This window comes from Lactobacillus sp. HMSC08B12 (genome assembly GCF_001808415.1).
GTDB classification, from domain to species: Bacteria; Bacillota; Bacilli; order Lactobacillales; family Lactobacillaceae; genus Lactobacillus; species Lactobacillus delbrueckii.
In genome coordinates this window covers 118,389-139,884 of sequence record NZ_KV793132.1, presented here as the reverse complement: position 1 = coordinate 139,884, position 21,496 = coordinate 118,389, and the positions used below count along the sequence as shown (strand labels likewise).

At 51.0% G+C, this 21,496-nt stretch carries 21 protein-coding genes; 4 read left to right on the top strand and 17 right to left on the bottom strand.

Going from position 1 to position 21,496, the window contains the following annotated elements:
* Nucleotides 1–82 precede the first annotated feature (82 nt).
* The gene (locus tag HMPREF3168_RS03850; RefSeq protein ID WP_070488539.1) at nt 83–460 is read left to right on the top strand and encodes a hypothetical protein; all 378 of its coding nucleotides are present in this window, start codon (nt 83–85) and stop codon (nt 458–460) included.
* Nucleotides 461–518: 58 nt separating this feature from the next.
* On the opposite strand, the gene HMPREF3168_RS03845 is transcribed toward HMPREF3168_RS03850, so the two are convergent.
* Entirely contained in the window at nt 519–2,168 is a 1,650-nt protein-coding gene (locus tag HMPREF3168_RS03845; RefSeq protein ID WP_070488537.1) for a peptide ABC transporter substrate-binding protein, read from the bottom strand.
* 272 nt (nt 2,169–2,440) lie between these two features.
* Nucleotides 2,441–3,103, bottom strand: a complete 663-nt coding sequence (locus HMPREF3168_RS03840; RefSeq protein WP_070488535.1) for a nitroreductase — start codon at nt 3,101–3,103, stop codon at nt 2,441–2,443.
* A 137-nt stretch (nt 3,104–3,240) separates the two neighbouring features.
* On the opposite strand from HMPREF3168_RS03840, the gene HMPREF3168_RS10280 reads away from it, so the two are divergent.
* Together HMPREF3168_RS10280 and HMPREF3168_RS03835 are read left to right on the top strand one after the other, a co-directional pair.
* A complete protein-coding gene (locus HMPREF3168_RS10280; RefSeq protein ID WP_003612588.1) occupies nt 3,241–3,381 on the top strand; it encodes an SPJ_0845 family protein in 141 nt (46 codons plus the stop codon).
* 133 nt (nt 3,382–3,514) lie between these two features.
* On the top strand, nt 3,515–5,122 hold the full coding sequence (locus HMPREF3168_RS03835) for an Mbeg1-like protein (RefSeq protein ID WP_070488533.1): 1,608 nt from the start codon (nt 3,515–3,517) through the stop codon (nt 5,120–5,122).
* A gap of 48 nt (nt 5,123–5,170) precedes the next feature.
* Here HMPREF3168_RS03835 and yihA read toward each other — a convergent pair whose 3' ends face one another.
* The 7 genes from yihA to rpsO all read right to left on the bottom strand — a co-directional run bounded on the left by yihA (nt 5,171) and on the right by rpsO (nt 13,229).
* Entirely contained in the window at nt 5,171–5,773 is a 603-nt protein-coding gene (yihA, locus tag HMPREF3168_RS03830; RefSeq protein ID WP_002879075.1) for a ribosome biogenesis GTP-binding protein YihA/YsxC, read from the bottom strand.
* Nucleotides 5,763–7,016, bottom strand: a complete 1,254-nt coding sequence (gene clpX, locus HMPREF3168_RS03825; protein ID WP_070488531.1) for an ATP-dependent Clp protease ATP-binding subunit ClpX — start codon at nt 7,014–7,016, stop codon at nt 5,763–5,765. Before clpX ends, yihA begins: the two co-directional genes overlap by 11 nt.
* Nucleotides 7,017–7,167: 151 nt before the next feature.
* Complete coding sequence (tig, locus tag HMPREF3168_RS03820) at nt 7,168–8,493, bottom strand: trigger factor (RefSeq protein ID WP_003612589.1); 1,326 nt, start codon at nt 8,491–8,493, stop codon at nt 7,168–7,170.
* 182 nt (nt 8,494–8,675) lie between these two features.
* The gene (gene tuf / locus HMPREF3168_RS03815) at nt 8,676–9,866 is read right to left on the bottom strand and encodes an elongation factor Tu (RefSeq protein ID WP_003612586.1); all 1,191 of its coding nucleotides are present in this window, start codon (nt 9,864–9,866) and stop codon (nt 8,676–8,678) included.
* Nucleotides 9,867–10,047: 181 nt separating this feature from the next.
* Nucleotides 10,048–10,881: a hypothetical protein gene (locus tag HMPREF3168_RS03810; RefSeq protein ID WP_070488529.1), complete on the bottom strand. Its 834-nt coding sequence runs from the start codon at nt 10,879–10,881 to the stop codon at nt 10,048–10,050.
* Entirely contained in the window at nt 10,868–12,742 is a 1,875-nt protein-coding gene (locus HMPREF3168_RS03805) for a ribonuclease J (RefSeq protein WP_003612580.1), read from the bottom strand. The genes HMPREF3168_RS03810 and HMPREF3168_RS03805 overlap by 14 nt, the downstream gene beginning before the upstream one ends.
* 217 nt (nt 12,743–12,959) lie before the next feature.
* Nucleotides 12,960–13,229 carry a 30S ribosomal protein S15 gene (rpsO, locus tag HMPREF3168_RS03800; protein ID WP_002879084.1) on the bottom strand — a complete coding sequence of 90 codons (270 nt, stop codon included), beginning with the start codon at nt 13,227–13,229 and terminating at the stop codon, nt 12,960–12,962.
* Between the two features lie 203 nt (nt 13,230–13,432).
* Here rpsO and rpsT point away from each other — a divergent pair, with 203 nt between their 5' ends.
* Nucleotides 13,433–13,684 (top strand): 30S ribosomal protein S20, encoded by a 252-nt coding sequence (rpsT, locus tag HMPREF3168_RS03795; RefSeq protein ID WP_003612578.1) that lies wholly within the window; start codon nt 13,433–13,435, stop codon nt 13,682–13,684.
* A gap of 92 nt (nt 13,685–13,776) precedes the next feature.
* On the opposite strand, the gene holA is transcribed toward rpsT, so the two are convergent.
* The 8 genes from holA to HMPREF3168_RS03755 form a co-directional block, all read right to left on the bottom strand.
* Entirely contained in the window at nt 13,777–14,766 is a 990-nt protein-coding gene (holA, locus tag HMPREF3168_RS03790) for a DNA polymerase III subunit delta (RefSeq protein WP_070488526.1), read from the bottom strand.
* Nucleotides 14,767–14,796: 30 nt separating this feature from the next.
* Nucleotides 14,797–17,007: a DNA internalization-related competence protein ComEC/Rec2 gene (locus HMPREF3168_RS03785; protein ID WP_083289586.1), complete on the bottom strand. Its 2,211-nt coding sequence runs from the start codon at nt 17,005–17,007 to the stop codon at nt 14,797–14,799.
* 1 nt (nt 17,008) lies between these two features.
* Nucleotides 17,009–17,761 (bottom strand): ComEA family DNA-binding protein, encoded by a 753-nt coding sequence (locus HMPREF3168_RS03780; protein ID WP_070488522.1) that lies wholly within the window; start codon nt 17,759–17,761, stop codon nt 17,009–17,011.
* Between the two features lie 128 nt (nt 17,762–17,889).
* Entirely contained in the window at nt 17,890–18,930 is a 1,041-nt protein-coding gene (locus HMPREF3168_RS03775; RefSeq protein WP_070488520.1) for a SepM family pheromone-processing serine protease, read from the bottom strand.
* Nucleotides 18,920–19,414 carry a pantetheine-phosphate adenylyltransferase gene (gene coaD / locus HMPREF3168_RS03770; protein ID WP_003611390.1) on the bottom strand — a complete coding sequence of 165 codons (495 nt, stop codon included), beginning with the start codon at nt 19,412–19,414 and terminating at the stop codon, nt 18,920–18,922. The genes HMPREF3168_RS03775 and coaD overlap by 11 nt, the downstream gene beginning before the upstream one ends.
* The gene (rsmD, locus tag HMPREF3168_RS03765; RefSeq protein WP_070488518.1) at nt 19,415–19,966 is read right to left on the bottom strand and encodes a 16S rRNA (guanine(966)-N(2))-methyltransferase RsmD; all 552 of its coding nucleotides are present in this window, start codon (nt 19,964–19,966) and stop codon (nt 19,415–19,417) included.
* Entirely contained in the window at nt 19,963–20,304 is a 342-nt protein-coding gene (locus HMPREF3168_RS03760) for a YlbG family protein (RefSeq protein WP_004560495.1), read from the bottom strand. The genes rsmD and HMPREF3168_RS03760 overlap by 4 nt, the downstream gene beginning before the upstream one ends.
* On the bottom strand, nt 20,294–21,496 hold the full coding sequence (locus tag HMPREF3168_RS03755) for an FtsW/RodA/SpoVE family cell cycle protein (protein WP_080986937.1): 1,203 nt from the start codon (nt 21,494–21,496) through the stop codon (nt 20,294–20,296). Before HMPREF3168_RS03755 ends, HMPREF3168_RS03760 begins: the two co-directional genes overlap by 11 nt.

Sequence of the window (21,496 nt, the reverse complement as noted above, 5' to 3'; positions counted from 1 at the left end):
TATCAAGATTTAGTAAGTTTTATGATTCGGCAAAAAGCTTTATAAAGAAATAAAAGCAGAAATAATAGAAAGGACAAAATCCATGAATGAAGATAATGGTTCCCGCTATATCCAGCCACATGACAGCCTGGAGGCCATGGAACTGATCCAAAAACTCTTTAACCAGTACCGGCGGGCTCCCTTGACTCCCGAACTTCTTGCCTACCACCAGAACCTAATCGAACGCCTGGAAGGCGACATCCACCAGGCGGCTGAAGCAGAAGGCCAGGCCAAAAGAGTCCAGGAACTGGACCGGATGATCAAGCTGATGAAGTACTGGACCGCCATCCGCCTCTCTGGCCGGCCCTTTAACGCCAAAATGCGCCACTTCCGCTTCCTGCCAGAGGGCGGCCAGGTCAAATTCAAGCGGCATCCCCACAAAATCAAGGCCAGCTCCAGCCACCGGGCCAGCCGGCATTAAAAAAACGAGACCAAGCGGTCTCGTTTTTATTTGCATATCTTAATTTGCTAACTACTAGCTACTTAATGTAGGCGTACTTGTAGCTCCACTGGGTACCAGCATTGTTGTGGATGATCCCCTTGACCTTGCTGTTTTGCAGGTAGGCGGTCGTCTGCTGGTAGATCGGGCTGACTGCCTGGTCGGCGTTGGCCACTTGGGCTGCCTTGACCAGGTCCTGCCAGCGCTTGTTAACGTCGTTGGCATCAGTCGTCAAAGCCTTCTTGATCAAGCGGTTGTATTCCGCATTGTTCCACTTGCCGTAGTTGTAGGAAGTCCCCTTCTGCAAGATCTGCATGAAGGTCATCGGGTCGCTGAAGTCCCCGCCCCAGCCGGAAACGTAGATGTCAAAGTCCCCGCTTGAAGCCTTGGTGTAGGCGTTCTTGCTTGGAATGGAGTTAACCTTCACGTTGATGCCGGACAAAACCTTAGTCCATTGGGACTGCAGGTACTGGGTCAGAGCGTCGGCGTTGGTGCTCTCGTTTGAAGCCAGCAAGGTCAGGTTCAGGTTCTTTAAGCCCAGTTCCTTCAACCCGGTCTTCCAGTACTTTTCAGCCAGCTTTTCATTGTAGTCAACGGTATTAGCCACCTTTTGCTCCTTGGCAAAGTCTTCCTTGTTAGCCGGGTCATAGGCCAGACCAGAAGCCACGAAGCCAGTTGGCACGCTTGACCCGTCACCGAAGACCTTGCTGGTCAGAATCTTCCGGTCAAGTGACAGAGACAGGGCCAGGCGGATGTTCTTGTTGTTCAAAGCCTTCTTAACCGTCGCGTCCTTGGCCTGGAAGTTGTAGGCCAAGAAGGCAACGTAGGAGTATGGGTAGGTCTTGAAGTCCTTGTTCTTCTTCAGCTGCTTAACCTGTTCACTGGACAGTGGGGTGAGGTCCAGCTTGCCCTGCTGGTAGAGCTGGTAGCCGGTGTTGGTAGTCTTAACGACCTGGTAGCTGATCTTGCTCAACTTGACTGCCTGCTTGTCCCAGTACTGGTTGTTTTTGACAAAAGACCAAGTATCATTGGTCCCCTTCCAGCCGGTGATCTTAAATGGGCCGGAGTAAAGCATGTACTTGGAGCTGGTCGCGTACTTCTTGCCCGTCTTCTTGATAAAGGCTTCGTTTTGCGGCCCAAAGAGCGGGTAAGCCATCAAAACCTTGAAGTAGGCAATCGGCCGGTTGAGCTTAACTTGCACGGTTTCCTGGTTCAAAGCCTTGATGCCCAGGCTGGACGGAGACTTCTTGCCGGCAATAATTTTATCGGCGTTCTTGATGCCGGAGAAAAGGTAGGCGTAAGGCGAAGCAGTCTTGGGGTTGATCGTCCGCCGCCAGGAGTAGACAAAATCCTGGGCGGTAATCTTTTCCCCGTTGGACCACTTGGCGTTAGACCGCAGCTTGAAGGTCCAGGTCTTGCCGTCCTTGGATACAGTGCCGGACTTGGCTAAGCCGGCGGCGGGCTGCCCGTTCTTGCCCAAACGGTAGAAGCTTTCAAAAACGTTCCCAGTCTGCCCGTAGCCGGTTGCCTTACTGATGTCGATCGTATCCAGCGGAGCAGTCGCGCTGAGCTTTAAAACCTGCTTGTCCTTACTTGCTGAGCTTGAGCTCTGCTGACTGCCGCAAGCGGCCAGCAGGAAGGCGGCACTGACGCTGACGGCGGCAAGGGTGAATTTCTTGATCTTTTGCATTTTTTCCTCCTAAGACAAAAAAGCAGCTGCTCCCTAAAGGAAACAGCTGCTTCATTTGCCACTAAGCTAACAATTACTTGGCAAATCACTTGGTCTGAGCTAAATCCAGTTTAGGCAACACAAAACAGTCGTATGACATAAGTGACATACAACAAACGCACATAGTTTGGTTTTCTTGCATTGCAAACATGATTTAGCTCCTTTCTCAATTTGATTTAATTTAATCTTACAGACTCACTTACTATAAGTCAACGATTTTATATAACTTTTTCCTAATCCTTAATTGTCAAGAAGTCAGGCAGATCCCGGCGGGGAGCCTGGTAGCCGTTGACGTACTCATCTTTGCCATAGCCCAGGCCGATTCCCATGGCCAGGGTCTGGTCTTCTGGAATCCCCATAATTTCCCGGACACTGGCCGGGTATTTGACCAATTCATAGGCCGGCATGCTGTCAATCCCCTTGGCCTTGGCGGCAAGCGCCAGAGTCTGGGCAAAGGCTCCCAGGTCATAGACTGACCAAAGATTGGACTGCTTGGGAATAGTTAAATAGGCAATCGCCGGGGCATAGTAGAGATTTTTCTGCAAAATATTAGTCCTAAGGTCCAGCAATTCCGGCGTGTTCAGATATTCCTGGCTGGCCTGGTTGTGCCGGGCCATGTTTTCTCTTGGATAAGGATCCCAGTCCTCCCGGTGCCAGGTCTCCCAGTCTGGGGATGCCGCCGTCCCTGCTTCAGCCAAAGCCAGGTGGCGGGCATGGATCTTTTTGGCTGTTTCCCCCATAGCCAGATAAACCCGCCAGGGCTGGGAATCTACCCAAGACGGAGCCAGGCCGGCCAAGCGGATTACTTCTTCCAGGTCTGCCCGGCTGGGCTCCTTGCCTTGGTCAAAATAGCGCGTGCTGTGGCAGCTCTTAATTGTATCAATCGCGTCAGTCATTTTACACCTCTCTTGAAGCTGCTTTCTTTTGCTAGTTTTTGCTAAGTATAGTTCAAAATTGACTGAATAGCAAAAATATCGTTATAATTGACTCAAAAGCAGAACTTTTATTTCAATGGAAAGCAGGATATGGATAAATGGGTTTAACCTTTAAAAGACAAGACGACTTAGACAAGCTCTTCGACAAATTCGCCAGCGTTCCCGACCCGAAGAAAGCCGCTTCTGGCAAGGGCAAGGAAAAGGAAGACGACAAAGCTGCCGGCAAAGAGGCAAAGTAAGCCGCTTGTTGGCGGCTTTTTATATTTTATAAAAGTCGCTAAATTTTCTGGTAAATCTGCCCATCCCTGCCCTATTTAGGCTAAAATGAACTTGTAAGCATTTGCAATTATTTTCTTTAAGGATGTGAGCATCTTGGACAACAGCAATTTGCTGACCTACCTGGAATGGCGCGGCGACATTCCCTTGGAAAAGTCTCCTTTCAACGAAATCGACGCTTTAGTCTTAGCAATTTTTTCTTATCTTAACCTGGAAAAGTACATCCCTTCCGGCAACAAAGAAGTGACAGTTGGCGAAATCGCCGAGAAATACTTCGCCTCTTCCTTCACCGGCCTGGACGCCAGCCAGTACCAGGAGCTCTTCCACTTGATGAGCGAAGCCGACCGCTTTAAGGATGCCCGCTTGTCCCACTTCAACACCGTTTTGACTGACCAGTGCCAGTTCAGCGCCTTGAAAATCGTCCTTGAAGACGGCACCCACTATGTGGCCTTTAGAGGGACCGACGACACCCTGGTTGGCTGGCGAGAAGACTTTGAGATTTCTTTTAAAGAAACCAAGGCCCAGATCTTAGGTGCCCGCTACCTCAAGGACCTCCTGGCCGGCGACTCAGCTGACTACATCCTGGGCGGCCACTCAAAGGGGGGCAACCTGGCTGAATACGCCGCCTTGAATCTCCCAGAAGACTACCGGGCCCGGATCAAGGCCGTCTACACCTTTGACAGCCCCGGCCTGGCCAGCGAAGCCGGAGTCGACTACAACGAGGACTTTTTGCGAAGGGTCCTCCGCCGCTACGTACCCGAGTTTTCGATTATCGGTCGCCTCTTTGAACCAAGAGAGGTCGACCCGGTCATCGTCTACTCAACCAATGTCAATATCGCCCAGCACGATACCTATTCCTGGCAGATCAAAGGCAGCCATTTCGTGACCCGCAAGCGGCCCAATCCTGAGTCCCGGGTCTACAACCAGCTGATCAACCAATGGATCGGGTCAGCCAGCCTGGAAGAGCGGGAAGCCCTGACCCAGGACCTCTTTGATGCCCTGGCGGCTAGCGGCTCGAGCAAGATCAACCAGCTGGCCAAGAACGGCTTCGGGGGCTTCGGGGCCATCCTTTTGTCGGTGACTAACTCCTCAAGGCGGACCAAATTCATTTTGGGCAATCTCTTTTCCTCGATCTGGCAGTTGATCAAGAACCAGCAGATCGGAGCGGCCTTGTTCAGCCGGGACACCATGGCCGGCTGGCTCCTGGTTCTGCTCGGCATCATCAGTCTGACAGCACCTAACTATGCCTTCAAGGCCTTCGGGGTGCTAGCTGCTGTCGGGGGGATCATTTTCAGCGTCAACCATATCCTCACGGTCTCAGTTTCGGCCTTTAAACCGCAGCAGAAACGCTTCTTCCTAATTACCTACCTGGTCTTGTTCGCGGTCTCTATAGCCCTTTTATCGAGCAACCAGCTCCTGGTCTTTTTGGCTCACTACTTCCTGGGGGCCTTCCTGCTCTTTTACGCCTATGGCCGCAGCCGCAAGATTATCTTAAGGCGGCAGACCGGGGTCTTCCGCATGATCATCACCGGGGCGGAAGCCGTTATTTCTTTTGCCCTAGGGATCATCGTGATCATCACCCCAGAATACTTCAACCACCAGTCGATCATCGAAATCGGGATCCTCTTGATCATCTACGGAGCCTTCAAGCTGGTGGCTGAGCTCTTCAACCACCGGCCGCAAATGCCGAAAAAGCACCGCTAAACGCAAAATGCCCAAAGGAAAATCCTTTGAGCATTTTTGTTTTGTCTGCTATTCTTCGTCCAATCTGGCTTGGATCCAGTCCTTGACCTGGTCAACGTTCAGCTTAGTCACTGATGAAAATGGTAGGAAAGTCACATTATCCTTATTCAAGTTCAAGTGCTTTCTGAAGGCTGCTTCAGTCTTGTTAAAAGCATTCTTCTTGATCTTGTCCATCTTCGTGGCCACTAGTAAAATCGGCAGGTTGAGATACTGGGCATAGTCATACATGGCAATGTCGTCGGCGGTTGGTTCGTGGCGGCCGTCGATCAGCAGGATCAAGCCCTTGAGGTAGGCCCGGGTTTCCAAGTAATCCTGGATCATTTCCCCGAACTCTTCCCTCTGCTTCTTGGAGACCTTGGCATAGCCGTAGCCCGGCACATCGACCAGGTAAAAGTCAGCTTGGTCGCTGTCCACCCGGTAGAAGTTCAAGGTCTGGGTCTTGCCCGGCGACGAGGAGGTCCGGGCCAGGTTCTTTCTTTGCAAAAGGGTGTTGATGAAGCTGGACTTGCCCACGTTTGACCGGCCAGCCAGGGCGATTTCATCCAGGCCGCCTTCAGGGTACTGGCTGGCTTTAACCGCGCTGACGGAAAATTCTGATTGGTTAATGATCATCGGCAACCTCTTCCAGTTCGCGGTGGACCACCTTCGGCTCGCCCATCCCGGTAATTGTTTCCGGCGTGATGATGACCTTGCTGATGTCGCTTTCGCTCGGCGTCCTGTACATGATGTCCATCATGGCATTTTCAATGATGGTTCTAAGGCCTCTGGCCCCCATCTTCCGTTCAATAGCCAGATCAGCAATCTGCTTGACGGCGGCAGGTTCAAATTCCAGGTCAACCCCGTCAAGGGAAAGCAGCTTCTGGTATTGCTTGATCAAGGCATTCTTTGGTTCAGTCAGGATCCGGACCAAATCAGCACTGTCCAGCCGGTCCAAGGTAGTGATAATCGGAATCCGGCCAATGAATTCAGGGATCAAGCCAAACTTGACCAAGTCCCCGGTCGTCAAGAAACGGTTCCAGTTGTCATCGTCAACCTTGCCAGATTCTTGTTCTGCCCCAAAACCGATAGTCTTCTTGCCCAGCCGGTTCTTAACGATTTCTTCGATACCGTCAAAAGCCCCGCCGACAATGAAGAGGATGTTGGTGGTGTCCATCCGGATCATTTCCTGCTGCGGGTGCTTGCGGCCGCCCTGCGGCGGAATAGAAGCAATGGTCCCTTCCAGGATCTTCAAAAGAGCCTGCTGGACCCCTTCACCGGACACGTCCCGGGTAATCGACACATTTTCTGACTTCTTGGAGATCTTGTCAATTTCGTCGATATAAATGATCCCCCGCTGGGCTCTCTCCAAGTCGTAATCAGCATTCTGGAGCAGCTTAAGCAGGATATTCTCGACGTCTTCACCGACATAACCGGCTTCAGTCAAAGTAGTTGCGTCCGCGACCGCGAACGGCACGTTCAAAATCCTGGCCAAAGTCTGAGCCAGGTAGGTCTTGCCGGACCCAGTTGGCCCGATCAAGGCAATATTTGACTTCTGCAATTCGGTTGAAGAATCAACATCCATTTGACTGATCCGCTTGTAGTGATTGTAAACCGCTACGGACAGAACCCGCTTGGCCCGGTCCTGGCCAATCACGTACTGATCCAGTTCTTCTTTAATTTGCATTGGCTTGGGAAGCTCGCGCGCTTCCTTCAGTGAATCCAGACGCAGCTCATCATCAATGATCCGCTTGGCGAGTTCAATGTCCTCGTTGCAGATGTATACGCCGTTACCCGCAATCATTTTCTTTACTTGGCTGGCAGACTTGCCGCAGAATGAGCATTTCACTTCTTCTGGATCTGTAAACTTAGTAGCCATGTATTCCCTCCTCTATTTGCTAAAGACTAGATTAGCATAAATACGGGCAACTTGCGCGAAATTAGCCTTGTATTTTTCATCAGTCTTGGCAAAAGAAAACCCCAAAAGGGGCAGTTGCCACTTCTGGGGGATTCAGTCTATAGACAGGCGATTACTTGTCTTCTTCGTCTTCGCTGCCTTCTTCAAGCTTAGCCTTAGCTACTTGCTTAGCGCTGTCAGTGATTAAGTCCATTGCCTTGCGGACGCTGATGTCGTGAGCCAGCATTTCGTCGCTCAAAGCGTTGCGAACTGCCTTTTCGCTCATGTTGTAGTTGTCAGCCAGGTCCTTGATTTCAGCGTCGATTTCTTCCTTGCTTGCTTCGAAGCCTTCCTTGGCAGCGATTGCTTCCAAAACAAGGTTAGTCTTAACGCGTTCAGCAGCGTTTGCTGACAATTGGCTGCGCAGTTGGTCTTCAGTCGTGTTAGTCAACTTGAAGTAAGTTTGCGGGTCAATCCCTTGACGTTGCATGTCGCCCAAGTATTGGTTGAGTTGGTTGTCAACGTCTTCTTGGATCATCACGTCAGGAATTTCTTCAACAGTAGCGTTCTTGACTGCAGTAGTGATCGCTGCTTCTTGGATAGCTGCCTTGGCTGCTTCTTCCTTTTCGGACTTCAGTTCAGCCTTGATCTTTTCCTTCAATTCGTCAAGGGTTTCAACTGAGTCGTCAACATCCTTGGCAAATTCGTCGTCAAGTTCTGGCAATTGCTTTGCCTTAACTTCGTGGATCTTGGTTGCGAAGTGAGCTTCCTTGCCAGCCAGGTCCTTTGCGCCGTAGTCTTCTGGGAAGGTTACGACAACGTCAACTTCTTCGCCGGCGCCGTGACCAACCAGTTGGTCTTCAAAGCCAGGGATGAAGGTGTTTGAGCCCAGTTCCAGGGAGTAGTTTTGTGCTGAGCCGCCGTCAAATTCAACGCCGTCAACAGTACCAACGTAGTCGATGGTTACAGTGTCGCCGTTTTCAGCCTTGTCGTTCTTCAAAACCATTTCAGCGTTTTGTTCTTGACGCTTAGTCAATTCAGCGTCGATGTCCTTTTGGTAAACGCGAGTGTTTTGCTTTGGCACTTCAATTTCAGTGTATTGGCCAAGTTCAACTTCTGGTTCAACCGTTACGATTGCCTTCATTTCCCAGGCCTTGTTCTTGCCCATTGATACAGGAACGATTTGAGGTTGGCCAACTGCCTTGATGCCAGTTTCCTTGACAGCAGCGCTGTAAGCTTCTGGCAAAGCAAAGTTCAAAGCGTCTTCGTAAAGAGCTTCTTCACCGTAGTATTGGTTGAAGATTACACGGGAAACGTGCCCCTTACGGAAGCCAGGTACACGCAAGCTCTTCTTTACGCGGTCAAAAGCCTTGTCCAGGCTCTTCTTGATTTCATCTTGAGAAATTTCAAAAGAAAGTTCACCAGTAGTCTTACCGGTAGTTTTCCAGTTAGCAGACATTAATTAAATACCTCCAATGTCTATTTTGGGTTTGCTACTTTGCATACTTAAATATCTTACCTTAAAGACGGTCAAAAAACAATCAAAGTACTACAAAATAGGGCTTTTTTGGATAAAAAAAGGCGTTCTTCTGAGAAGAACACCTTTTTACACTGTTAGAACTAAAATTTAAAAAATAAAAATTAGTCGTCAATTTCAGTAACTTGGCCGGCACCAACAGTTCTACCACCTTCACGGATAGTGAACTTAGTACCAACTTCGATAGCGGCTGGCTTAATCAAAGTAACTGAGAATTCAGTGTTGTCACCAGGCATAACCATTTCAGTACCTTCTGGCAATTCAATTTCACCAGTGATGTCAGTGGTGTGGAAGTAGAATTGTGGACGGTAGTCTGAGAAGAATGGAGTGTGACGGCCACCTTCGTCCTTGCTCAAGATGTAGACTTGACCCTTGAAAGTTTTGTGGGTCTTGATTGAGCCTGGAGCTGCCAAAACTTGACCACGAACGATTTGGTCACGGTCGACACCACGGAGCAATACACCGACGTTGTCGCCGGCTTCACCCAAGTCAAGAGTCTTGTGGAACATTTCCAAACCAGTTACAACTGAAGTCAAGACCTTTTCTACCAAACCAACGATTTCAACGCTGTCGCCAACCTTAACAGTACCACGGTCGATACGGCCTGAAGCAACAGTACCACGACCAGTGATAGTGAAGACGTCTTCAACTGGCATCAAGAATGGCTTGTCAGTTTCACGTTCTGGAGTTGGGATGTATTCGTCAACAACGTCCATCAGTTCTTCGATCTTCTTTTGAGCTTCTTCGTCGCCTTCAAGAGCCTTCAAAGCTGAACCACGAACTACAGGAACATCGTCACCTGGGTAACCGTATTCTGAAAGTAAGTCTCTTACTTCCATTTCAACCAAGTCGATCAATTCTGGGTCGTCAACCAAGTCGCACTTGTTCAAGAAGACTACGATGTAGTTAACACCAACCTGACGAGCCAACAAGATGTGTTCACGAGTTTGTGGCATAGGACCGTCAGTTGCGGCAACAACCAAGATAGCACCGTCCATTTGAGCAGCACCAGTGATCATGTTCTTGATGTAGTCGGCGTGGCCTGGGGCGTCCATGTGGGCGTAGTGGCGCTTTTCAGTTTCGTATTCAACGTGGGCAGTGTTGATAGTGATACCACGTTCCTTTTCTTCTGGAGCTGCGTCGATTTGTGAGTAATCTTCAGCTTTTGCCAAACCCTTCTTAGCCAACACAGTAGTGATAGCTGCGGTCAAAGTAGTCTTACCGTGGTCAACGTGGCCAATAGTACCAATGTTAACGTGTGGCTTAGTTCTAACGTAATGTTCTTTTTCTGCCATTAAAATGATCCTCCTGAAATTTTGCAAGAAGTCCGTTGAGACAAAACTAACGGATGATTCTCTGTTGAATATTGTACTACTTTCCTAAGAAGTACGCTAGTAGCAATAGCGCAACTTCTTGAAAATATCCAAAAATGATTATACTAAATGCCGGCAAAAAGTAAAGTGATTTGCAAAAAGATTAATCACTATTTTTCTGATAGATTTTTTCCAGCAAATTCTGGCTCTCCCCGCCCCGCTTTTGCCGTAAAAAGCCGGTCAAGTCCCGGGCAAAAGCATCGGGATTAGTCACGTAATCTCCCTGGCAGGGATAAAGCTGGCCAAAAGCGAAATTTCCTTCAGCCAAGATCAAGGGCAGTTCGCTTGGGCGGTTTTGGTAGCGGCTGGCCAGAGAAGTGATAAATTCCCGGTAAACCGGATCCTGCTTGAGCAAATCCGTTTCAGCGGGCACAAAACTCTTCAAGTCCCCCAGGATCATAACCTGCATCTCTTCTTTAACCCCCAGCTTGACCAGGTCCTCGCACACCGCCAGGCGCAAGGCGTAGTTAGCCAGGGGATCCAGCAAAAGGCTTCTGGCAAAGGCCAGGTAGGTCGGCAAATCCAGCTTCAAGAGCTGCTCGTACTGGCTTTGGCTGACTGCCTGCTTTTTTCTAAAAGCAAGCAGGATTTTCTCTTGTTCCTTTTTGTCTGCTGGCAAAACCGGGAAGTCGACCTCTCCCTCAGTCAAATGCTTGACCTGGAGAGCCTCAATCAAAAAATTATTGGCCGTCAGGACTTGTCCATACTCCTCCAGCACTTTATCCCGGGAAAAAAGATCAGGCAGTGCCTTGATAAGGGCATAAGCCTGATCTTCTTCCTTGTTTAAGCGCAAAAAACGGGACAAGTCCAGGGCCAGGTCCTCGTCAAAGCCCAGCCTCAGGGCCTCCTCCAAGTGCCCGCAGGCAGCCTGGTAGTCCCCTCCTGCTTCAGCCTCTATGGCCAATTTCCGCAGGTTCTCTTGGCTAACGCTTGTCATCTGCCTTGCTGTCCTTCTTATTCTTGTTTACCGGCTTCTTGCCCTTAGCGGACTTGTTTGCCGGCCTGGTCTGCTTCTTGCGGTTGTTCTTCTTAACCGGCTTTTTAACCGGCTTTTCCTTGTTGCCTTCAGCCGCGTCTTCGGCCTTCTTCTGCATTGCCCGGTGCCGGTTCTGGTTGACTTCCATGACAACTGGCAAAACGACCGGCCGGCGGTTGGTCTGCTTGTAAAGGAACTTCCCCAGGCTGGAGCGCATGTCTTGCTTGAGTTCAGTCCAGTCAAACTTCTTGTGTTCAAAGTTGGCCTGGATAGCGTCCTTGATGACCTGGATAGAGTCATTCATCAGCTTTTGGTTGGCCTTGATGTAGACAAAGCCCCGGCTGGTGACTTGCGGTTCAGACACGATCTTCTTCTTCTTGCGGTCAATCGTCACTACCGCGATGAAGATCCCGTCATCTGACAAAACTTCCCGGTCGCGCAAAACAATGTTGCCCACGTCGCCGACCCCGGAGCCATCGATCATCGTGTCTTCACCCGGCACGGCATCCCCGCGGAAGAACTGGCCGCGCTTAGTGTCGTATTCCAGGCAGTCCCCGTTTTGGGTAATGTAGACATCGTCCGGGTCCATCCCAGTTTCAACGGCTAAGTCCTTGACTGCTTCTAAAAGCCGGTAGTCCCCGATGACCGGTACCAGAATCCGCGGCTTCAAGAGGTCAATCAAGGTCTGCAGGTCCCGGCCAGTCGCGTGGCCGGAAGTGTGCATGTTGCGGCCAAGTTCGATAACCGTGCCGCCTGCCCGGTAAACCATGTCACTGGTGATAGCCACCGTGGTTTCAACGGCGTGAGACGGAGTCGTGGCAATAAAGACCAGGTCCCCTTCGTGGATGGTAATCGTCCGGTGGCGGTTATTGGCCATCTTCTGCAGGGACTGGAGCGGTTCACCCATCCGGCCGGTTTCCAGGATGACCGTCTTTTCATCCGGCACGTCCTTGAGTTCCTTGGCCTTCATCAAAAGCCCGTCTGGCACTTCCAGATAGCCCATCTTCATGGCCGTGTGGACGATCTTAGCCACGTCCCGGCCGGTCAAAAGGACCCGGCGGCTGGTAGCAGCAGCGGCGTTAAAGACCTGCTGGACCCGGTTTAGGTTGGAAGCCTTGCCGGCCACGATGATCCGGCCCTTGGCGTTTCTGAAGACATTGGTGATGTAATTGCCGACTTCATTTTCGCTGGCATTCGGTAAAACAGCCTCAGCATTGGATGAGTCCGGCAAAAGGGCCAAAACGCCGTTTTTCGCGATTTCAGCCAGCCGGGTCATGTCAGTGCGGTAAGCTGGCCGGGCTGACGGGTCAAACTTAAAGTCACCGGTGTAGACGATCTGCCCTTGGGGAGCATGGATGACGATCCCCAAAGAGTCTGGCACTGAGTGAGTGGTGTGGAAGAAGGACACGCTGGCATTCTTGAAGTCGATTTCCGTATCGGCGTCGATGACGTTGAACAGCTGGTTGTTCCGCCGCTTGTTTTCTCTTTGCACGTCGATCTTGGCCAGTTCCACGTCGATCTTAGCCAGTTCAATGGTGAGTTTTGAACCAAAAACCGGAATATCCCAGTCCCGCAAAATGTATGGCAGGGCCCCGATGGAGTCAGCGTGGCCGTGAGTCAAAAAGATCCCCGCCACTTGATCGCCGTATTGCTTGAAGAATTCCATGTCCGGAATTACCACATCGATCCCGAACAATGAACTGTCCGGGTACTTGAGGCCGGCGTCCAAAACAAAGATTTCATCATTCACCTGAACGGCAAACATGTTCTTGCCCTGCTCGCGGACCCCGCTTAGAACCATTATTTTTAACTTGTCTGACATAAAGCTCTCCTTTTCGTAATCATGTTAAATCAATTCTTTGTCTGATAGATGCTTTATATGGATCTGTCGATCAAAACGCTTATAATCTCTTTAATTTTAACATAAAGGGCATGAGCATGATAGTCACTAAGCCCGCAAAGGAAAAGAAAGAAAAATGAAGCTGAAAACAGAAAAAGAAAAGAGGCCGGGAAATCCCAGCCTCTTGGTAGGTCTTTGATTAACGACGCAAACCCAAACGAGCGATCAAAGCGCGGTAACGTTCCAAGTCATTTTCTTGCAAGTAGCGGAGCAAGTTACGACGGTGACCGATCTTCTTCAACAGACCAACGTATGAGTGGTGGTCGTGTGAGTGTTCACGCATGTGTTGAGTCAAGTTGTTGATGTCTTCAGTCAAAACAGCAACTTGTACTTCTACGGAACCAGTGTCGCCTTCGTGGGTTGCGTATTCCTTGATGATTTCGTTCTTTCTTTCTTTTGAAACTGCCATGTTTCTGCACCTTTCTTTTAAATAATTGCCCCGGACAACGTCAGCCGTTAGGTGAAACGTAAAGACAACGTCCGGGGTTCACATAACAAATATAATCATACCCGATTTTTTGGAAAAAGCAAGTAAAATTTCTTCTTGCATCTGGCGCTGGCTTTCAGTATAATAATTTAGTGAATTTCAATCAGTTATTGGAGGTGAACCTAATGCCACAAATCAAATCTGCTATCAAGCGTGTTAAGACTCAAGCTGTTGCTAACGAACGCAATGCTGCTCAACTCAGCACTATGAGAACTGCCGTTAAGAAGTTTAAGGCTGCTCAAGCTGCTGGTGCGGACAACGCCTCCGAATTACACGTTGCTGCTATCCGTGAATTGGACAAGGCTGCTTCAAAGGGCTTGATCCACAAGAACAAGGCTAACCGTGACAAGAATCGTTTGGCTAAGCTTGCTAAGTAATTAAACTAGCAATCAACAAAAGAGCGAGAAACAATCCGTTTCCCGCTCTTTTTCTTTTGTCTTTTTCTATTCCCTGTTTTTTCTCTTTTTGCCTAGCAGGTCAGGATAAAAGCCTTTAAAAAGCGGCTGCCCTGGTAGACCCCGCTCTTGTAGCAGTAGTCCAGCTGGATCAGCTGGCCCAGCATTTTCTTCAGCTGGCCGACCTTCGCCCTGGACTTCAAGGCTGTCTTGACCCGGTAAGGGTGGGCGGACAATTCCTTGGCAATCTCGCTTTCACTCCGCCTTCTCTGTCCCATCACCTTCACGCAGAGCAAAAATTCAACCTGGCTGAAAAAGACCGCGACCAGCTGCAAGGGATAAGTCCCCTCCCGCAGCTGCCCGTCCAGGCGGTCGATTGCCTCTTGGTAGTCCCCTCTTAAGGCAGCCTCTAGAATAGCAAAAACGTTCTGGTCTAAGCTGAGATCGATATTCCGGTCCACCAGGTCCCGGCTGATTTCCTGGCCGTCGCTGATCGCCTTCAGCTTGTTGTAATTGCCCAGGGCCGCGTCCAGGACCTGGTCGCTTCTCTCCATGAGCAAGTCCAGGGCCCCGCCGGCAAAGCGGTAGCCTTCAGCCTTGACCAAGGCCTGCATAACCCGGCCGCTTTCATAGCTTTTGACCGCGGTTGAGACCGTATTGAAGCTCTTTTCCACCTGCTTGGTCAGTTTCTTGCGCCGGTCCAGCTTCTCATAGCTGGCGACTAAAACGATCACGTCGTCGATCTGGTCCAGGTGACTGAAGATTTCCAGCAGCCGGTCACCTTGCTGCTTGTACTTGGCCGGGAACTTTCCCGTCAAAAAGATGGGGTTCTTGACTAAGACTAATTTTTGCTGGCTGAAAAGACTGGCTTCCGCCAAGGCCGCGATCAAGTCGTCCAGCGGGTCGCTCTCACAGTCAACCGTCACCTTCTCCAGGCCTTGAAAGGCTGCCTGCTGGACATAGTTATGGGCCAGATAGTCATTTAAAAAAGCGTCCGGTCCCTGCAGCAGGACATTCGGGTTTCCCGCCTGGCTGTTAGGAAACAGGGATATCAAATTTGGCAAGCCGCTTTCCTCCCTCTAAAAGTAAACTCTTTAATAATGATAACACACCCGCCGCCCTTCCAGAAAACTGCTGAAGTATTCCCTGATGCCGTAATGCCAGCTGATCATCCCTTCCGTTTGGGTATTGAGATAGGGAATCCCCAGCTGGTGCAATTTGGCTAAGGTTTCCGGCTTGGGGTGGTGGTAGCGGTTGTTCCGGCCAGCGGAGATAAAGACTAATTTTGGCTGGATTGCCCGCAAAAAGACAGTTGAAGAAGAAGTATCGCTGCCGTGGTGGCCAAGTTTGAAGTAGTCAATTTTCAAATCGGGAAACTTCTTAATGATTGCCTCCTCACCTGCCTGGTCCAGGTCCCCGGTAAAAGCCCAGCTTTTCCCAGCCAGGCGGCAGGTAAGCGACAAGGAGTCCTTGTTTTCCCCTTTTCCCGCTACTTCCGGGTGAAGAACCTGGAAGTTGATCGCTTCTTTCACCTCCATCCCTGCCTTCAGCTCAACCAGCTTAGTCTTCTCTACCCGGCCGGCTATCCTGGCCCTAAAGCTCGGATTTTGAATAAGACCTGCTCCCATATAGAGGCGCTTAACCGGCATTTCCTCGAGCAGGGGGCCCAGGTCACCAACATGGTCAGCATCCTGGTGGCTGACGAAGACCCCGTCGATCTGGCTGATTCCCTGGGCTTTAAGCAAAGGAATGGTAATCCGGTCGATCTGGGGCTGGCTCTGTTTCTTTTTACCAAAAGTCAGCTTGCCCCCGGTATCGATCAAGTAGACCTGGCGGCGGATGGGCGTCGTTAAAAGAATGCTGTCGCCCTGACCCACATCGATAAAAGAGACCTGCCCTTCCAAGGGAAAGTGGATGCTGACAAAAATTAAGAGATAGACCGCCGCCAGAATATGGCGGTATTTCTTTTTCCGCGTGATGAGATACAGGAAGGTTAAGGCAAAAAGCAGGGCCAGCTGCCAGGCCTTGACCTGGCCATAGATCAGCCGGCCAAAGCCGGTTTTCGCCACATTAGCCAGCATCCCTTCCGCCGCCTCCAGGATTTTTTCAAAAAAAGCCGCTAGACCCGGCGGAGCCAGCAAGGCCAGGCCGGTCATGGGCATGACAATATAGTTGAAATAGGGCACGACTAAAATATTGTAAAAAATCGTGCAGACATTGACCTGGTAGAAAAAGTAGAGCAAAAAAGGCGTCAGCATGCCGTTCAGCCAAAAAGCCTGCTTGCAGTCTGGCAATTTCGCCGTCAAGACCAGGCCCAGGGCTAATACATAAGTCAAGATCCCGCCGGTTTCCAGCAAAAGGCGGGGAGTAAAAAGCTGCTGGCAGCAATAAGTCAAGCCCAACAGGTCAGCCCGGCCGATCCTCCGGCTCTTAAAGGCTAATCCGGCTGAAAAAACATAGCTAAGAGTCGCCCGGATAAAACCTGGCTGGCCCGCGCTCAAGAAGACCTCAAAGGTCAATAGAGCGCAGGAAGCGGCAAAAACTTCCTCCTTGGTCATGTGAAGGTAGCTGCCGAAAACCGCCAGAGCAAAGACGTAAATGCCCACATGCATCCCCGAAATGCTCAAGATATGGATAACCCCCAGGTCCCGGTAGGTATTCAAGTTGGCTTGGTCGTCCCCAGCCGGATTTTCCGCTAGCAGCAGTTCACTGGCAAAAAAGGCCAATAGGCGGGGCAGGCGCCTCAGATAAGCTTGAATTTTCCAGCGGAGGTCATGCAGGCGGGTAAGAAGACTAGCCGGAGCCAGCTTGACCTGATAATGAGCCAGCTTGACCTGCCGGTAGACATGCTGGCTGGCCAAATAGCGGCGGTAGTCGAACTGGCCGGGATTGGTCGCTGGCTCTATTTCACTGACCGCGCCGCTAACTTCAGTTAAGTCGATGCTTTGCCCGTTTTCCAGCAAGGCTAGTGCCTCCCGGCTTACCGGCCCGTAAACTTGCACTTTCTGCGTGGCCGTCTGCCCCCGCCCGCTCAGCCAGCCGTCGGTAATTTTCACCTGGTCGGGGTACAGGCGGATGTCGCCTGCCGGCTCACCCAGCTTAACCTGGTCCTTAGCCAGGACCAAAGTCAATAAGAGCAAGAAGGCCAGGGCGAGTTTAAACAAACCGCCATATTTATCCTTGAGCAAAAAGAGCAGGTAGAGCAAGGCGGCCAGGGCAAAAAGCTTCCCCCATTTTTGCGACTGGAAGATCCCGCACAAGCTGACGCTGGCCAAGGCCAAAAGAAAGTAAAAGCCGGCTTGCAGGCTAGATTGTAAGCTGGTCCTTAATTGCCGCGAAGGTCTTGTCGCCAATTCCCGACACCTCTTTCAACTCGTCAATACTCTTAAAAGACCCTTTTTCCTGCCGGTAGGCAATGATCTGCTCGGCCTTCTTCTCCCCGATCCCGTTCAGCTTCTGCAGATCGCTGGCTGTAGCCGTGTTCAAATTGATCAAGTCACCAGAAGCTGCCCCGGAAGTTGAAGAAGAGACTGATGAGGCTGATGCAGAAGGAGAAGAAGCCGGAGCGGATGCTGCAGCAGAGTTAGCGGTCTGGGCCGCTTCCGTCTTGTCCCCCTTGCCGGGGATGTAGATCTTGTCTTGGTCTTTTAAAAGCTGGCTGCGGTTGATGGCCTGCAATTGGGCATCCTTGGTCAAGCCCCCGGCCTTTTCAATCAATTCTTCCAGCCGGGCTCCGTTTTTCAGCCGGTAGACCCCCTGGTGCTTGACTGCTCCTGAAATATCGCAGACTACTTCAGCGTTTGCCGCAGAAGCCGCTGAGCTGGCGCTGGCAGCCACTGAACTGACACTGGAGCTTTGCAGGCTTTGCCCGCTGTTTTCACTCATGCTCTGGCTGCTGGACAAAAGAGCAGAATTGTCAGCAGCCGGCTGCCGGTTGGCATAATAAAAGCCCCCGGCCGCCAGCAAGACGACTACGATGTACATTTTCTTATCCATAAGCCAGGCAAGCAGGTCCTGCAGCTTTTGCTTGCCTTCCGTTCTTTCGTTTGACTGATTCATTTTTATCACCTCAATAACTAATACGCCAAAAATGGTCTTTTTTCCTAAATAAAAGAAAAAGACAAAATTTACTGAGGCAAAAAAGAACCGGAGGCTGACTCCGGTTCTCTTCTTAACTATTCAGTTTTCTACTTGTAATGCTTTTGCAGGTATTTCAAGGCATCATCAAAAGTTGCCACCGGCACGATCTTCATCTTCGTGCCCAGCTTCTTGGCCGTTCTTTTGGCCACCGCGTAGTTGGTCTGGGACTTCTTGACCCCGGTCTGGTCAGTTGGGGCGAAAAATACTTCTGCCCCTTCTTTATCCGCGGCCACGACCTTCTTGTCCACGCCGCCGATAATGCCGACCTTGCCGTTTGCATCGATCGTCCCCGTCCCGGCTACCTTGTGGCCCTTGGTCAAGTCCTTGCCAGTATAGTTTTGGTAGCAGGCCAGGGAGAACATCAGACCAGCTGACGGGCCACCAATGTCGCCCGTGCTAATCGTCGTCTTCGGGCTGACTTCCACCTTGACCCTTTCCACCATGCTGATCCCGATCCCCGGCTTGCCGGTGCCTTTCACCTTGACGATTTTCCCGGTAAAAGTCTGCTTCTTCCCGGACCGCAAAACCGTAATCGACACCTTCTGCCCGATCTTCTGCTTCTGCAGGTAGCTCATAAAGCCCTGGACAGACTTGAACTTGTGCCCATTAGCCGCTACGATCGTGTCCCCGATCAAGAGCTTCTTTTTAAAACTGGAGCTGGACTGCAGGTCCATCACATATACGCCCTGGTATTTCAGCTTGGGTTTAAGCCCGGCCTTCTTGGCCGCGTAATAGATGGCCGTCTGCTGGCTGGTCTGCATGTACCATTCCTGCAGCTGTTCATATTGCTCCGTGCTTGATCCCCCGGTCACTTCATCCATGGTCAGGCGGTCTTCATAAGGCTGGGTAAAGGACCATAAATAATCGCCCAAAACCGCCCTCCGCTCACTCACGGTCACGAAGTAGAGGTTATTTTTAGCCTTAACCCCTGTCGTCTTTAAATAATTGCCGACCGGCAGGGCATCCCCGGGCGCCTCAATCACGTATTTGGTTGGCAAGAGCAGGACCAGGGCCAGCAGGATAACCGCAAACAAGCCGACCAGGGCCCGGCGCCACTTCTTGCTTTGTCCGTCTTTCTTAACTTTCACTTTGCAACTTCTCCTTCAAGGCTCTGGCAGCCTTTTTGGGCAAAAAGCGGTCCAGCTCGCCGCCAAACATGGCGATTTCCTTCAGCATGCTCGATGCCAAAGCACTGTTGGCCGCCTCAGCCATAAACAAAACAGTCGGCAGGTCCGGGGCCAGGTCCCGGTTCAACTGGGCGATCTGCTGCTCATAGAGAAAATCGCTGCTGTTGCGGACCCCGCGGACTAAAACCCCGGCCCCTAATTCTTTGGCCAGGTCCACCGTCAGCTGGCCCGGCCGGGCCAGGACCTCGACATTGGCCAGGCCATGCTCTTTTACCGCGTCCTTAATCAAGTCCACCCGCTCATCCGGCGTAAAAAGCGCCTTTTTTGAGCTGTTGGTCATCACTACGACCAAGAGGCGGTCAAAGACCTTCGCCGCCTGCTCAATTGTATCCATATGCCCGTTGGTAATGGGGTCAAAACTCCCCGGAAACAACGCTGTAGTCATCTATTCTGCCCTTTGGTAAATTCTTACGATCGTCTTGCCCATATGGTGGTCTTTCAAAAGGTCAAAGCCGGCAACCGGCGGCAAGTCTGTCTGCTCATCAGTTTCCACGACAATTTTTGCCCCCGGCTTAAGCAGGTCCAGGGAAGCCAGAGCCGTCATGTCCTTGACCATCTGCTGCTTGGCATATGGCGGGTCCAAAAAGACCAGGGCAAACTTCCTTTTCTGGTCAGCGAAGACCTTCAAGGCCACTTTCGCCGGCATGGTGAAGACCTCAAAGCGGTCCGGCTCCTTGGTCAAGTCCACGTTTTTCCTGATGATCTGGCAGGCCGGCCGGCTGACGTCGTTCAGCACCGCATGCTCGCAGCCTCTGGAAACTGCCTCAATCCCCAAAGCCCCGCTGCCCGCGTACAGGTCCAGGACCTCTCCTCCAGCAAAAAACTGGCCCAGGGAATTGAACAAGGATTCCTTGACCTTGTCGCTGGTCGGCCGGGTCTTCTGGCTCTTGAGGGTAAACAAGTTCCGTTTGGCGTATTTTCCAGAAATAATTCTCACTTAATCCAGTCCTCTTTATCTGTCTGATTTAACTTCTCTTCGGCCTCCTTGGCCATGTCACTGATCTGCTGCTCAATCTTCTGGTTGTCCAGGTCCAGGGCATCATTTTGGGAAAATTCAACCTCCTTAACAAAGCTGAAGGTCCGCAGCTTGCTTGCCGTTTCTTCCGCCTCTGCCTGGTTGACGTAGAGAATCAAATAGTGCAGCTTTTTGGAAAAATAAACAATATCCCCGAACCTGCGCAGCTTGAACTGATCGTTGTTGACATTACGCAAATAAACGATCAAGCTGGTCCGGCTGGCAATCTCTTGGTCAGCTAATTCTTGGTTAATACTCATCCTCTGCTTGCACCTCCTGTCTGATTTTTTCTTCCGCGGTAACATTTAATACCAGGCCGATCGCTGCCGACAAGACCCAGAGTGAGGAACCCCCGTAAGAGATAAAAGGCAGGGTCACCCCGGTGATCGGCATGAGGCCTAAGACCGCGCCAACGTTAAATAAAGTCTGGAAAAAGATAATCGCGGTCACCCCGAAGCAGATCAAGGTGGAGTACTGGGACTGGGCCTTGACCCCCCGCTCCATGATCAAAATCATCAGGTAGAAAAGCAGGCCCAAGACTACTAATGCGCCAAGAGAGCCAACTTCTTCGGCAATGATCGACAAAATAAAGTCGGTGTAAGGTTCCGGCAGATAGCCCCGCTTCTGGATACTGTTGCCCAGGCCTAAGCCAAAAAGGCCCCCGTTATGGATAGCATAATATGAATTGACCAGCTGGGCCCCTTCATTGGCAGCCGTCTTAAATGGGTGCAGGAAGGCAATAAAACGCTTGTAGACGTAAACATCCTGCAAGAAGCTCGGGTTCCAGGCCACGATCAAGCTGAAGCCCCCGACCACCAGAACGGTGATGCCGATGATACTCAAGAGGATGTAGCCGGTCGGGATCCCGGAAACTGAATACATGATCAGGACCAGGCAAAAAAGGATGGCTGTCCCCCCGAAGTCAGGTTCGACCAAAACCAGGATCATTAGTAAACCCGCGATGATTGCCGTAGGCAAAAGCTGGGAGATGATATGTCCGCGCACTAACCGCCCGTCGGCCTTAGCCAGCATCCGGGCCAGATACAAAGTCAGGACCAGCTTGGCTAATTCCAAGGGCTGGATGTTGATTGGGCCCAGGTTGATCCAGCCCTTGGCCCCGTTGACCGCCTGGCCAAAGAGGCGGACATAGACCAATAAGCCGGCCACAATTACCAGCAGCCACAAGAGCAGCTTGCCCCGCCTTAAGTAGTCCAGGTTGATGCTGTAGCAGGCCAGGCAGATCAATACCCCGAAAAAGGCGTAGAGCAGCTGCTTTTGCCCGTAAACCGTAGCCTTGAAGCCGTGGATCAGCAGGATTTCTGAACTGGCCGAATAGACCGCGATCACCCCGATCGTCATTAAAAGCAAATAGACGATGAAGATCCGGTAGTCGAAATATTGGAATGTCTCTTTTATTTTGGCGGCCGTGGCAGCAACTTTATTTTTCTTCAC